Origin of the sequence: Bradyrhizobium australafricanum (assembly GCF_020329495.1) — a bacterium.
Classification (GTDB): domain Bacteria; phylum Pseudomonadota; class Alphaproteobacteria; order Rhizobiales; family Xanthobacteraceae; genus Bradyrhizobium; species Bradyrhizobium australafricanum.
This window is the reverse complement of the sequence record NZ_JAGKJL010000022.1, coordinates 45181-58544: the sequence shown is the minus strand read 5'-3', so window position 1 is coordinate 58544 and position 13364 is coordinate 45181. Positions and strand designations below refer to the sequence as shown.

The following is a 13364-nucleotide window of genomic DNA, read 5'->3' as shown; positions in this document are numbered from 1 at the left end:
GTGTGAAGACACGATGCGCCTTGACGTGGCCGCGATCCAGCGTGGATGTCCCAACTGCGAGATCAGGAGCCATCGTCATCTCTGCGGCGCCGAGCTCGAAGATTTCCGCAACGCCGCGAAAGCCGACGGCCCGCTGACCGTCGCCTGCACGCAGCAGGCCGGCCAGTTCACCAATGAGATGGGCGAACGCGCCGGCCCGATCAGCTTCGTCAACATCCGCGAGACGGCGGGCTGGTCGCGCGACGGCGCGAAGGCGGGCCCGAAGATGGCGGCACTGCTTGCGGCGGCGGCGGTTCCCGCGCCGGACTATCCGCTGGTCACATTGTCGAGCGATGGCATCATCCTGATCTATGGGCGCGACGAGACCGCGATCGAGGCTGGCCGGCTGCTGGCGGACCATCTCGACGTCACGGTCATGCTCAGGAAGCCGGCGGACGTCGTGCCGCCTGCCGCGGCCGTGTTCCCGATCGTGAAGGGCACGATCCGCAACGCACGGGGGCATTTTGGCGGCTTCGAGCTCACGATCGACGACTACGCGCAGCCACGCCCGTCCTCACGCGCCCGCTTCGAGTTCGAAGCCCCGCGCAACGGCGCGATCTCGCGCTGCGATCTCGTGCTCGACCTCTCGGGCGAGCCGCCTCTGTTTCCCGCACACGATCTGCGAGACGGCTACCTCCGCGCGGATCCGAGAGATCCCGCGGCCATGCTGCGTGCGGTGCTCGCCGCCCGCGATCTCGTCGGAAGCTTCGACAAGCCGAGATATGTCGACTTCACACCCAGCCTCTGCGCGCATTCCCGCTCGAAGCTGATCGGATGCCATCGCTGCCTCGATTTGTGCCCGACCGGCGCGATCACGCCGGACGGCGACCATGTCGCAGTCAACGCGGAGGTGTGCGCAGGCTGCGGGCAATGTGCGGCCGCCTGCCCCACCGGAGCGGCATCCTACGCGCTGCCACCCGCCGATACCCAGTTGCAGATCCTCCGCGCCATGTTGCGCGCCTATCGCGAGGCCGGCGGCACGCATCCGGTCCTGCTGCTGCATGACAGCCAGCACGGCACGCCGCTGATCGATGCGCTCGCCCGCCATGGCGACGGATTGCCGGCCAACGTGCTTCCCCTCGCCGTCAACGAGCTGACGCAGGTCGGCCTGGAAGCCATCATCGGCGCCTTCGCCTATGGCGCGGCTGCCGTGCGGCTCCTGCTGCGCGCCAAGCCACGACACGACGTGACCGGATCGTTGCTGACGATCCGGATGGCCGAGACCATTCTCGCCGGACTCGGATTTGACGGCCGCCGCGTGAGCACGATCGAAACCGACGATCCCGACACTCTGGCCGAGCAACTGACGGGGATTGGCCCCCTCGCCGGCCTCGAAAATCCCGCGACTTTCCTGACGGTCGGCAAACGCGGCGATCTGCTTCGCTTCGGCTTGAGCGAACTGCATCGCCTCGCCCCCAAGCCGGTTGACGTGATCGCCTTGCCCGAGGGTGCACCGATCGGTGCGATCACCGTCGACGTCGGCGGTTGCACGCTGTGCCTGTCCTGCGTTTCGGCCTGCCCAACCGGCGCGCTCCGCGCCGATCCAGACCGCCCCGTCCTCAAATTCGTGGAGGACGCCTGCGTGCAGTGCGGTTTGTGTCAGAGCACCTGTCCTGAAAAAGTCATCAGGCTCACCCCGCAGATCGATTTCCGGGCAAGACGCGCGCCGGCGCGGGTGATCAAGGAAGAAGAACCTGCCCTGTGTATTCGCTGTGGCACGCCGTTCGGCGTCAAGAGCACGATCGATCGGATCGCGACCAAACTCGAGGGACGGCATTGGATGTACCCTGCCGGGGACCGCCGGACCGAGGCCTTGCGGATGTGCGCCGATTGCCGGGTCATCGTCATGAGCGAACAGCAGTTCGATCCGATCCAGGACGTGCCGGAACGCGCGCCGCCACGAACGACGGATGACTACCTGCGTCAACGCGAGAACAAGGACTAGCCGCATGCCTCGATTCATGAAGGTTCTGTCGACGTGCCTTGTCACCACTGCCCTTGGCGGCACAGCGGTCGAGGCCGCCGCCCTTACCAAAGCAGAAAAGGTTGCACTCAAGCAGGCGGTCGTCGCCTGCAAGGCCGAGGCGAAGGGCAAGAAGATCAAGTGGCTGTCACGCCGCAAATACGTCAACCAGTGCGTCGTGGCGGCGCTCAAGGAGCATCCCAGCATTAATATCGCCCGCATGCTCAAGGAGAACCCGGAGCTGACGAAAATTCCAGTGGAGCAATGGCCGGGGTATTAAAGCCTCATATCTTCGCTTGAGGACGCCGCGAGGCGGCTAGCGCCAACGCGGGCTATTTCGACGTCGCACGCGCCAGGAAGTCCGTGAGCGCGCGGCGATCTTCGGCCGAGCCGATCTGCTGCTCCGGCATCTTCGTGCCGGGCGTATAGGCGTTCGGCCCGATCTCGAACAATTTTGAGACGGTCTCCGGCGTCCAGACGATGTCCATCGTCTTGAGTGCGTCGGAGAAGCGATAGCCCGGCAGCGAGGCGATCTTCCGACCGAACAGTCCGGCAAGGGTCGGACCGGCACGCTGCACCTCCGTCTCCGACAATGTGTGGCAGGCGACGCAAGCCCTGAAGACTTCGGCGCCGTGATCGCCGCCATAAGCGGCGAGCGGGTCCCCCGGCGTGCCCTCCACGTTCGATCCGGCCGCCGCGCCGGTCAGTGCGTTCCAGCGTCTGATCTTGCCGTCGGCGCCGCCGGTCAGAAGCGTCACGCCATCGGGCAGGAATGCAACCGACCAAACCGGCCCGCCCAGCCCGGCGAGCGTGCGCAGCACGCTGCGCGCCTTGCGATCGACGATCGCCACCGTGCCGTCAATAGCCGCCGCGGCGATCAAGGCGCCGTCATGCGAGACCGCCAAGGCGACGATCGGCGTGGCACCGGCCATGACCTCGCCGCTTGCCTTGCCGTCGGCCGACATCATGCGCAGCTTGCCGTCCGCTGCGCCAGTGACGATTTCGCCATCAGGCGAGATCGCCACGGCATTCAGCGGCGACGGCACCGTGACGACCTCGGCGCTGCCGTCCGGCAGGCGCCAGATCCGCACCGTCAGATCGTAGCCCACGCTCACCAGCGATTGTCCGTCGGGGGCAAAGGCCACGCCATTCACGTTTTGCGAGTGACCTTGCAGCACGCGCGAGCCCCCGTCGGACAACGACGAGAGCCGCACGGTGTGGTCCCACGAGGCGGATGCGAGCTTCGATGCATCCGGCGAGACGGCGAGCCCGACAATGGGTCCCGCATGGTCCGCGAAGACCCGGTCCGGCTGCGACTGGCCCGACGTCCAGATCGCAATCCGGCCATCCGCACCGGCCGTTGCCATTCTTCCATCGCCGAGGAACGCGACCGCATTCACCGCACCCGAATGGAAGCGAAGGACCTGCTCCGCAGACTCGGTTGCCAGCGACCATCGGATCGCCGCAGTGTCGAAGCTGCCCGACAGAACCGTTCTGCCATCGCCTGAAACGGCGATCGCGCGGACAGGTCCGCCGTGTCCGGCCAATTGCGCTTGCGCGGGTTGCAGCGCAAGAAGCAACGATGCCGTCACAAGGAGCGTGGCGAGGCGCAAAATCAAATCCATGGCCGTCGGAGACTCTCGCAGCGAAGCCCCCAAGCCATTCTGCCCGTTTTTGCTGCCCGGCCAAAGTGCTCCCCTGGCGTCCATCGGCCCCGCCGGCGATCATTCTGGAAATCTGGCGTGTCCATGGGCGACGGGCTTGGCCCTTGGCAACAACGTGCCCATTTCACCAGTAATCAACAAGGGAGCTCGTATTCGGTTTGGGGTGCGACAAGCGGCGCCTTGAAGAGCGGCCCACGCGGTCGCAGTCTTGGTAAAGGCGCCTCACAATCGAGGTCGAACATGCAAATACATCCGAAAGCATATCTGCAGTTCATCTCGCGCATTTGGCATTCTCGCGTGTTGCCGCCGCGGGATCGCAATCCCACCAGCCGGGACGCGTCTCCACTGCTGATCTACATCGCTGCGGTGTTGGCGCTGCTACTGGCAATTCTGATAGTCGATCGCCACGGTGCGCCGTTTCAATTCCCGGAACATGTCGGCGATCCCGCTGAGATCAACCCGATCTTCATGAGTTTTTGAAACACAGCGCGCGACGGGGGCTGCGTCAGCGAACAAGCCGCCGACGCGTCGCGCTGTTCAACGCCAGACGATTTCCAGCCCGCTCATCCCGAACCGAATGCGTTCGGATGCGACGGCACTATTCTCTCTATTGCTGAGTTCCCCTCGGAAACACCAGCGATCGATCGTCGAAATCTTCAACCGGCAGCTTGTCTTGTTCTTGCACAGCGGGCATCCCTGCCACTGATGTGTGGCTCACGGACGATGGATGCGATCTCGGGACATTCGTTGCAGCCAGAAAAAGCGCGAGGGCGGTCAGGCCGGCGATCATCAGGAGCTTCATGCGAACCTCCGTTGGTTCTGAGAGATTCCTGACTAGTGCAGGACTCGACGTCCCCCTGTGAGATCGCTCACAACTCTCCTTTTGTTGATCAGCGCTGGAGCCGATGCGCTCCGGCTCCAGCCCCTTCCCAACCCGCCTATGGCAAATCTTTCGGGCGCGGCCACAAGCCGCCTTCGGACCAGGATTCGGATTCATCGGGCGACAACGGATCCGCGCCACCGCCGGTTCGTGCGGGATCGACGTTGAGCCATCGGCGCAATTCGAGCTTGCCGATCTGGTTGCGGTGGACCTCGTCGGGGCCATCGGCCAGTCGCAACAAGCGAGTCGTTGCGAGTGCTGCCGAAAGGAAATGGTCGTTATTGGTGCCGCCTCCCCCGAACGCCTGGATCGCCCAGTCAACAATGGTCTGCGCCATGTTCGGCGCGACGACCTTGATCATCGCGATTTCCTGCCGCGCGGCCTTGTTGCCGACCGTGTCCATCATGTAGGCAGCTCTGAGCGTCAGGAGCCGCGCCTGGTCGATCTTCATGCGCGCTTCGGCCACCCGCTCGAGCGTCACGGTTTGCTCGGCGAGAGGCTTGCCGAAGGCGACACGTTTCAGCGCGCGCCGGCACATGCGCTCGAGCACGCGCTCGGAGAGGCCGATCAACCGCATGCAATGATGAATGCGTCCGGGCCCGAGCCGACCCTGCGCGATCTCGAACCCCCGCCCCTCGCCGAGCAGCATGTTGGCGGCCGGCACGCGTACATTGGTGAATATCACCTCGGATGCACGATCCGGTACGCCGTAGAAGCCGAGCACGGGCAGCGAACGGACGACATGCACGCCGGGCGTCTCCTTCGGCACGAGGATCATCGACTGACGCTTGTGACGATCCGGATTCTGCGGATCGGTCTGCCCCATGAAGATGATGATCTTGCATCGCGGATCGGTGGCGCCGGTGGTGTACCATTTGCGACCGTTGATCACGTAATCGTCGCCGTCACGGACGATCGAGCTGGCCACATTGGTCGCGTCGGACGAGGCAACGTCGGGCTCCGTCATCGCAAAGGAAGAACGGATCTCGCCGGCCAGCAAGGGCTTCAGCCAGCGTTCCTTCTGCGCCTCCGTACCGTAGCGCAGGATGGTCTCCATGTTGCCCGTGTCAGGGGCGCTACAATTGAAGACCTCGGGAGCAAGATGCGAGCGCCCCATGATCTCGCAAAGCGGGGCATATTCGAGATTGGTCAGCCCGTCCTCGTGAGCGGGCAGAAACAGGTTCCACAGGCCGGCCTGTTGTGCGCGCGGCTTCAGTTCCTCGACAACCGGGTGCACAGCCCAGGGCCCGAGCCGCTCGGCCTCCTGATAATATCGGCGCTCATTCGGATAGATGTGCTCCATCATGAAGCGCTGGAGACGCGCGGCCAGTTGCTGGCTGCGCTCGCTTTGGGTGATATCCACGTAGATTCTCCTTACCGGCCGCGCAGGCCGTCCCTGAGCGTGTTTCGGGTGATTTTTCCGGATTCCGTCTTCGGCAGATCGTCCAGCACGCGAATGTCGACCGGGCACTTGTAGGCCGCCAGTCGCTCGCGGCAGAAGCGCGAGAGCGCGGCGATGTCGATCACGGTGCCGGGTTGAGCGGAGACGAAGGCGACCACCGTCTCGCCGCGATAGGGATCGGCGGCGCCGACGACGGCTGCCTCGCGCACGCCCGGAAAGCCATAGATCACGTCTTCGACTTCGCGCGGCCAGACCTTGAAGCCGGAGGCGGAGATCATGTCCTTCTTGCGGTCCACGAGGTAGAACCAGCCGCTCTCGTCAAAGAAGCCGACGTCGCCGCTATGCAGCCAGCCGTTGGTCAGCACCTCGTCGGTTTCCGCCGGCTTTCTCCAGTAGCCGGCCATCACGCCTGAGCCACGCACAACCACCTCGCCATGCGCGCCGGGTCCGAGCGGGCGGCGCTCGTCGTCGACGACGATCGCATCGACGCCCGAAGTCGGCCTGCCGATCGACAGCGCGCCTGAGTCGGGATCGACCGGAATCCGACCTTCGTTGGGCGCAAGATGGCTTGCAGAGGTCAGTTCGGTCATTCCATAGGAACTGCGGATCGCCCGTCCAAACCGTTTCGCAAAGGCATCGATGACCGAGGGCGCGATCGGCGCGCCGCCGGAATAGATATGTACGAAGCTCTCGAAATGCCGGCTCGTTGCGTCAGCCTGGTTCATCAGCGCGATGTACGCGGTGATGGCACCGACGATGAATGTCGGCCGCCATTCAAGGAAGGCATCGAGCGCGACCTGGGGCTGGAAGCGATAGGTCAGCACCATCGCTGCACGCGCGGCAAACGCCGCGACCATCTGGATTTCGAAGCCGGTGATGTGGAACAGCGGCGCGACTCCAAAGATGCGCGACGTGCCGTTCAATTCGAAATGATCGCAACAGATCAACGCGGTCGCCACCAGATTGCGATGCGTGAGCATGGCGCCCTTTGGAACGCCCGTGGTTCCGGAGGTATACAAGAGAAGGGCGATGTCGTCGGAAGTCAGAACCGGCGCCGGTGGTGCGGCTGCATTTTCGGCGAAAACCGTCGCCAGCGCCCGGGCCTGCGGAGCTGCGCCCGGCACCGGCAGCACCCGGACATCGTTTCGCAGCTGGAATTCCCGAGCGCCGGTCCAGAACACCAGCTCGGAATCGACCGAACCGGCGGCCAGGAAAACGTTCTCCCATTGATCGTCGTGGCAGATCACCGCCTTCGGCTCGCAATCCCCGAACAGCTTGCGAAGCTCCGGCGTGCGGTACATCGGGTTGAGGCTGACGACGATGGCCCCGACCTTCCAGGCCGCTACGCTGACGATGACGAACTGCGGCACATTCTGAAGAATGACGGCGACCCGATCGCCGCGCCCGACTCCTTTTTGCGCGAAGCGGGCAGCGAGCCGGTCGCTGAATCGATCGATATCGGCATAGGTCTGCGTCGCATCGAAATAGAACACCGCCGGGGCCTCGCGCGGCGCGGCACGAAACAGATCGAGCGCCGTCCGCCTTCCGGGATCGGGCGGCTCGACCGACGATTCCCCGAGCCGCGCGCGCAGCCGGCCCGCGGCTTCATCGTAAGCGTGCGCACGCGACACGGAATCCAGGCCGACAGTCATCGCCGCTTGCCACCAGTGTCGTAACGATGGCAGCCTCGTCCGGCCCGGCGGCCGCTATAGCGCGCCGCCACCTGGCGCCGCAGGAACCGTGGCGAAAGGCGTTCGCCGCCACTACTCATTGGCACTTTTTCCTCGATAGACCGAGCCGAGACGCGCATGCGGTGGCGCGGCACGGCTTGCGAAGGGCGGTTGGGCCGCCCCACTCTCTTTTGCTTGAATGACAACGCGCGTGCGCCGGATGTGGAGGCGCACCAGCACCTGTGCAGCTTCGACATCGCGCGCCCGGATCGCGTCCATGATCAGGACATGCTGAGGATCGGAGAACGGAAACCCGTCCTTGGCGTAGGTCTCGCTCACAAACTGTCGCCGGAAATGCTGCGTGCTGTTCCAGAAGCGTTCGACCATCGCCAGCAGTTGCGGCATCCGCGCCCGCGAATAGGTGCGCAGATGAAACTCCCGGTCAAGCTGGATGTATTCCTCGAGGGTGGTGACCTGCTCAAGTTCGCGCACAATGCGGTCAAGCGTCTCGATATCCTCGTCGGTCAGATTTGGAACGCTTTCGCCGATGGCGAGCGGCTCGACCGCTTCACGGATCTTGTAGATCTCGATCGATTCTTCCGAATTGACGTCCGCAATCCAGGCGCCACGGTTCGGCGCCATCACGACGAGCCCCTCGTTCTCGAGTTGCTTCAGCGCCTCGCGCACGGGAATGCGGCTGGCCCCAAAATGAGCCGCAAGGAGTTCCTGCCGAATCCGCGTGCCCGGCCGCATCTCGCCGCTCAGCACCGCGCTGCGAATCTCGCTTGCGATCCTCTCGCTCATCAGGCGACGGGACTCCGGATCGTCCTCATTGCCGTCCCGCGTCATGTCCTTCCAATGGGGAGGCCGCTGATAAGGACTCATGAAAGGCCCTCCTTCAATGAATGGCCGCGTACATGATCTTGTCCTCGGTCGCATCGGCCCGTGCCATTTCCTCGACGATACGTCCGCCACGAGCGACAAGGATCCGATCCGAGATAGCCAGAATCTCCGGCAGATAGGAAGAAATAACGACAACCGCCTTGTTCTCGCGCGCCAGCCTGCGAATCGCCTCGTGAATTTGTGGAATGGCGCTCACATCGACGCCTCGCGTCGGTTCGTCGAAGATGACCACCGTAGGCTCCTGGGCCAGAGACTTTCCCACCACGACTTTCTGCTGGTTGCCGCCGGAATATTCGACAATTTTCAGCGTCCGCTTCAATGCGGAGATCGAGAGCGCCGAGATCCATTGATCGGCGATCCGCTTCATCTCGCGCGTAGAGTAAAGGAACCGCTTGACGCGCGGCGACGACAGATAGCCAAGATAGATATTCTGATCCACCGTCATCGTCTCGAAGAAGCCGTCGACCTTGCGGTCCTCGGTGATATAGGCGATTCCGTCGCGCACCGCCTGCCGCGGCACCCGGTAGCGGATCGGCTTGTCCCGCAGATAGATCATCCCGCCGCGCAGGAAGTTGCGCTTGCGGGCGCCGCTGACGATCTGCGCGATCTCGGAGCGTCCTGCCCCGACCAGCCCGAAGATGCCGACGACTTCTCCATTGAACACCGAGAACGACATGTTCTTGACGATGCTGCCCATCGTCACGTTTTCGACCGAAAGCACCTTCTCACCGCGGGAGGCATGCGGCTTCGGCGCATCCGGATCAGCCCCGTGGGTCGCGTACTGCGCTGCCGTTTCCTCACGGCCAACCATCATCCGCACCAGGGCGTCACGCGTGACGTCCTTCGCCGGTACAGTGGCGACCAGCTTGCCATCGCGCAGCACGGTGATGCGATCGGCAATGTTCAATGCTTCTTCCAGCGCATGCGAGATGAAGATGATCCCGGCGCCCTTCTCCTTCAGGGTGTTGAGAAGATGGAACAGATGCTGGGTCTCTTCAGGGGTCAGCGATGCGGTCGGCTCATCGAAGATGAAGACCTGGGCGTTGTGGCGAACCGCACGCACGATCTCGACCATCTGCCGCTTGGCGGTTCCGAGATTCTCCACCAGCACCAGCGGGTCGACGTTGAAGTTCATCGATTGCAGCGACTGGGTCGCCGCGATGTTGATCTTGCTGTAGACCGTGACCCACTTCTCCATGCCGAGCTCAAGGTTCTGCGCCACCGTCATCGAGGGGACCAGGCTGGATTCCTGGTAGACCATCGCGACCCCACCCTCGAGCGCTTCCTTCGGCGACGCGAACGAAACCTTGCGTCCCTGGATCAGGTAGTCGCCGGAGGTCAGCACGATCGCACCGGCAATCGCCTTGCAGAGCGTCGATTTCCCTGCGCCGTTCTCCCCCAGCAGCGCGTGGATTTCGCCCGGCCGCAGATCGAAATTGACGCCATCGATCGCGTGCAGACCGCCATAGACCTTGCTGCCATTGACGATCCGCAGCAGCGGGGTCCCTGCCTGTTGTTCCGCCGGCATAGCGTTCATCCTTCCTGCATGCCGCGACCAGGCGGCAGTTCGACGAGGCAATCGCGTCCCTTGGACACCGCCAGCACGCGCGAGCCGATCGGGCGGACGGCGGTTATTCCATGAACCCGACCATCGACGCGGCTGTGCAGCGTCTCGGTCGCCGCGCCCCTGGCGTCGAGCCGGGCGACGAGGCCATAGGAACGCGGCGGCGCCCACGGCTTCTGGATGCCGAGTTTCTTAATGCGGCCGATCTGGGTCGGTTCGCGCGGATTGAGGCGGCCATCCAGCGCCGGCCCGATCCAAAGCTCCGGTGGCACCGTCCGCATCATCTCTTCGCAGAATGCCCGCTCGCGCAGGACGAATTCGGTCAATTGCGTGCGCAGCGCGAGGAAGGCCATCCAGACCTCACCATTCTCGCCTCGGGCAAGACGCGCCGGGTAGCCGGTATGATTCTTGACGATCACGCGCCTGTCGTCACCCGTGCGTGAAAAAGCGGTCAGGCGGTGGGTCCAGGATTCGGCGACCCAGACCTCCTTGCCGTCGCCGGATACGACCAAGCCGAGCGGCCATGCGAGCTTGTCCGCACGCACGCTCGCACTGCCGAGCGAGGAATTGCAGGCGATGAGCCGGCCCGAGGGGGCGCGGTTCTGCATCAGGTCGGTCAGCCAATGCTCTGGCCGATTGTTTCGCGAGCCGTCGGTCAGGTAGATCGCCCCGTCCGGCGCGACCGTCACCGACAGCGGACAGGCAATCTTCTCACCACCGACGCTTTCGAGCTTGCCGATGATCTCTCCAGCCGGCGAAAGCGCCACCAGCCCCACGCCGGAGACGCAGGCGAGCAGCCGGCCGTCCGGCGTGCAGGCAAGCCCGCCGACCGGGCCGTCGAGCGTCGCGAACTCCGTGCGCGTGTTGAAGTCGTCTCCCGTGCAACGCAGGACGTGGTTGCCGGTCGAGACGTAGAGCGCACCGTCCTGCCCGAGCGCAATGTCGTCCGGTCGCTCGATCTCGTCGCCGAGCTGTCGGGCCTGATCGAGCCGCTGGTTCGGGGAGAAGGCGCCGTCGAGCACCGGAATGCCGTGAATTTCCCGGTTCGGGGACAGCACGCGATCGATGATATCGCCAAGCAGAGACATGGCTCAGGCCCTTCCCCAATAGGACTTGTGCGCTTCCCAGGTCGGGTCGGCGTCCTGCAGGCGGATGCGGCCGATGCGGTTGTTCTCCAGACCCCCGATATAGAGATAGCCCTTGTGTTCACGGACCGACGTGATGGTCGGATGCGAAAGCCCGCCCGGATCCCAGAGCGATTCCGTCACCACGCCGTTGTCGTCGAACTTGACCACGCAGCCGTAGTTGATGCCCGGACACAGCCATTCGTCCGGCGGGATCTGCTTGACCATGCGGGTGCGGAAAACAGGGTTGCGCATCGCAAGGTCGTAGACCGGCGTGCGCAGGCCGACGAAGGCGAGCCAGTACTTGCCGTCGGAGGCGCGGTTGATGTTGTCGCAATAGCCCGGAAGGTTGTCGATCAGGATTTCGCTGGTGCCCGCCTTCGGGCCGGCGATCCAGAAGCGATTGATCTGGCATAGCCAGGTGCTGGCCCACAGCACCGACTGACCGTCATGCGAAATGCAGATGCCGTTCGGGAACGTCAAGTTCTTGAGGACCGTCCTGGTGGTGCCGGTCTTCGGATCGTGGCAGATCAGCCGGCCGTTGCCGCGCCCCTCAAAGCCGTCGAGCGCCCAGTCGGTCAGTTCATAGCGGGTCGAGGCCTCGCTGAAATAGATCTTGCCGTCGGGCGCGACGTCGAGGTCGTCAGCGAGATAGAGCCGCGAATCGTCCTTGAGGCGTGTACGCGTGCGCGTGGTGCGGTCGGTGACCTTGAAGACTGAACGATCGGGCTTCACACCGTAAACGCCCATGCCCGCGATGCAGACGAGCAGGTTCTGATCCCGATCGAACGCTAACCCGAGGGGCCGGCCGCCGATGCGTGCGAATTCCTCGCGCACGGTATAGTCAGGCGCGAGAAAGCGGATGATCGAACCGTTGCGGTTGACGGTGTAGAGGTTGTCCTTGCGGTCAAGGATGATGTCTTCCGGGCCTTCGATCATGTTGAGCGCGATCGCTTCCGCGTTCTTCAGGCGATCGTTCTCCGCGAACGGCGTGCCGCTGCCCCGCTCGACCGACGGCGGCGGCTCGAAATCAACCCAGCTTGGGGTGACGTAGACCTTTTGCAGCACCTTGCCCTTGTTCTTGACCCACTTCACGTTGAAGCCGACCGCAAGCAGCAGGATGATGCCGATGATGGCGGTCGTCAGGTTGCCGGAGATGCCGAGCCGGACCATGCCGCTGGTCAGCACGAAGATGATCGCCGCGCCCATGACGGCGCGCGCGATGGTGCCGCGGCCGCCGGCCAGGCTGATGCCGCCGAGAACCACCGCGGCCAGCGCGTTGATCTCCCAGCCGACGCCGGTGTCGGTGCCCGAGCTGCTCTGCCGCGCGGCATAGAGGATCCCCGCCGGCGCCGCGATCGCGCCCGACATCACATAGGCGGAGAACAGCACGCGCTTGACGTTGACGCCGGCGTGGCGGGCCGCCTTGCGGCTCGACCCGACCGCCATGATGTGGACGCCGGGCTTGACGCGCGTGAGGAAGAAGTGGGTTCCGACCGCAAGCAGGATCAGCACCAGCATGTTGAAGGGAATGCCGAGAACCCTCCCCGAGCCCATGAAGTCCCACGTACGGGACCCGCTGTCGATGCTCGCGAGTTCGTTCGTGAACGCGACCGTCACCTTGTTGTAGGCGGCGCGGACGATGATGAGGACGACGAGGGTCGTCAGGAACGGCCGGGTCTTGCCGTAGGCAATCAGGCCGCCGTTGATCGCGCCCATCGCCGCGCCGAACAGGACGACAAGCACGATGGTCACGGGCAGCGGCAGCCCGAGGATGAGGTACAGATAGAGCGCGAGGAAGTTCGACATCGCGAACACCGCGCCGACCGACAGGTCGATGCCGCCCGACAGCACGGAGAAGGCCATCGCGACCGCGACCATGCCCTGCTCCGCGAAATTCCGCATCAGTTCCTGCAGGCTGCCCGCCGTCAGGTAGCGCGGGATCATGATCGCGAAGGCCAGGAAAACCGCGATCGTCAGCGTGAATGGAATGATCGGCTCCATCCAGCGCTTCTCAAGCAGTTCGCCCAGGAACAACTGGGGCGAATGGCGGTGCCAGGCTCGTTGCAGGCTCTTCATCAACAGACTCCGGCGGGCTCGGCTCGGAAGCGGCCGAACGGCGGGACGACGCAGGGGATTGGGATCGACAGCTCCG

The 13364-nt window shown here is 64.2% G+C and carries 11 protein-coding genes; 3 read left to right on the top strand and 8 right to left on the bottom strand.

Going from position 1 to position 13364, the window contains the following annotated elements; translation table 11 throughout:
• Positions 1-13 precede the first annotated feature (13 nt).
• Positions 14-1984, top strand: a complete 1971-nt coding sequence (locus tag J6525_RS20730; RefSeq protein WP_092084608.1) for a 4Fe-4S binding protein — start codon at positions 14-16, stop codon at positions 1982-1984.
• Positions 1985-1988: 4 nt separating this feature from the next.
• Positions 1989-2282: a hypothetical protein gene (locus tag J6525_RS20725; protein WP_225159402.1), complete on the top strand. Its 294-nt coding sequence runs from the start codon at positions 1989-1991 to the stop codon at positions 2280-2282.
• A 52-nt stretch (positions 2283-2334) separates the two neighbouring features.
• Here J6525_RS20725 and J6525_RS20720 read toward each other — a convergent pair whose 3' ends face one another.
• A complete protein-coding gene (locus tag J6525_RS20720) occupies positions 2335-3627 on the bottom strand; it encodes a c-type cytochrome (protein ID WP_092084489.1) in 1293 nt (430 codons plus the stop codon).
• Positions 3628-3744: 117 nt separating this feature from the next.
• Between J6525_RS20720 and J6525_RS20715 the strand changes: the two genes are divergently transcribed.
• Positions 3745-4146 carry a hypothetical protein gene (locus J6525_RS20715; RefSeq protein ID WP_225646077.1) on the top strand — a complete coding sequence of 134 codons (402 nt, stop codon included), beginning with the start codon at positions 3745-3747 and terminating at the stop codon, positions 4144-4146.
• 127 nt (positions 4147-4273) lie between these two features.
• Here the strand turns inward: J6525_RS20715 and J6525_RS20710 are convergent, their stop codons facing one another.
• The 7 genes from J6525_RS20710 to J6525_RS20680 form a co-directional block, all read right to left on the bottom strand.
• Positions 4274-4468, bottom strand: a complete 195-nt coding sequence (locus J6525_RS20710) for a hypothetical protein (protein WP_057017127.1) — start codon at positions 4466-4468, stop codon at positions 4274-4276.
• Between the two features lie 136 nt (positions 4469-4604).
• Entirely contained in the window at positions 4605-5909 is a 1305-nt protein-coding gene (locus J6525_RS20705; RefSeq protein ID WP_092084491.1) for an acyl-CoA dehydrogenase family protein, read from the bottom strand.
• Between the two features lie 11 nt (positions 5910-5920).
• On the bottom strand, positions 5921-7600 hold the full coding sequence (locus tag J6525_RS20700; RefSeq protein ID WP_092084493.1) for an AMP-binding protein: 1680 nt from the start codon (positions 7598-7600) through the stop codon (positions 5921-5923).
• Between the two features lie 111 nt (positions 7601-7711).
• Complete coding sequence (locus J6525_RS20695; protein WP_225646076.1) at positions 7712-8467, bottom strand: GntR family transcriptional regulator; 756 nt, start codon at positions 8465-8467, stop codon at positions 7712-7714.
• A gap of 49 nt (positions 8468-8516) precedes the next feature.
• Positions 8517-10058, bottom strand: a complete 1542-nt coding sequence (locus J6525_RS20690; RefSeq protein WP_225646075.1) for a sugar ABC transporter ATP-binding protein — start codon at positions 10056-10058, stop codon at positions 8517-8519.
• Complete coding sequence (locus J6525_RS20685; RefSeq protein ID WP_225646074.1) at positions 10055-11173, bottom strand: SMP-30/gluconolactonase/LRE family protein; 1119 nt, start codon at positions 11171-11173, stop codon at positions 10055-10057. Before J6525_RS20685 ends, J6525_RS20690 begins: the two co-directional genes overlap by 4 nt.
• Positions 11174-11176: 3 nt before the next feature.
• Positions 11177-13288, bottom strand: a complete 2112-nt coding sequence (locus J6525_RS20680) for an ABC transporter permease (RefSeq protein WP_225646073.1) — start codon at positions 13286-13288, stop codon at positions 11177-11179.
• Positions 13289-13364: the final 76 nt, after the last annotated feature.

Coding starts and splice junctions, on each gene's coding strand:
- J6525_RS20730 (WP_092084608.1), top strand. CDS start 14: ATGCGCCTTGACGTGGCCGCGATCCAGCGTGGATGTCCCAACTGCGAG.
- J6525_RS20725 (WP_225159402.1), top strand. CDS start 1,989: ATGCCTCGATTCATGAAGGTTCTGTCGACGTGCCTTGTCACCACTGCC.
- J6525_RS20720 (WP_092084489.1), bottom strand. CDS start 3,627: ATGGATTTGATTTTGCGCCTCGCCACGCTCCTTGTGACGGCATCGTTG.
- J6525_RS20710 (WP_057017127.1), bottom strand. CDS start 4,468: ATGAAGCTCCTGATGATCGCCGGCCTGACCGCCCTCGCGCTTTTTCTG.
- J6525_RS20700 (WP_092084493.1), bottom strand. CDS start 7,600: ATGACTGTCGGCCTGGATTCCGTGTCGCGTGCGCACGCTTACGATGAA.
- J6525_RS20695 (WP_225646076.1), bottom strand. CDS start 8,467: ATGACGCGGGACGGCAATGAGGACGATCCGGAGTCCCGTCGCCTGATG.
- J6525_RS20690 (WP_225646075.1), bottom strand. CDS start 10,058: ATGAACGCTATGCCGGCGGAACAACAGGCAGGGACCCCGCTGCTGCGG.
- J6525_RS20685 (WP_225646074.1), bottom strand. CDS start 11,173: ATGTCTCTGCTTGGCGATATCATCGATCGCGTGCTGTCCCCGAACCGG.
- J6525_RS20680 (WP_225646073.1), bottom strand. CDS start 13,288: ATGAAGAGCCTGCAACGAGCCTGGCACCGCCATTCGCCCCAGTTGTTC.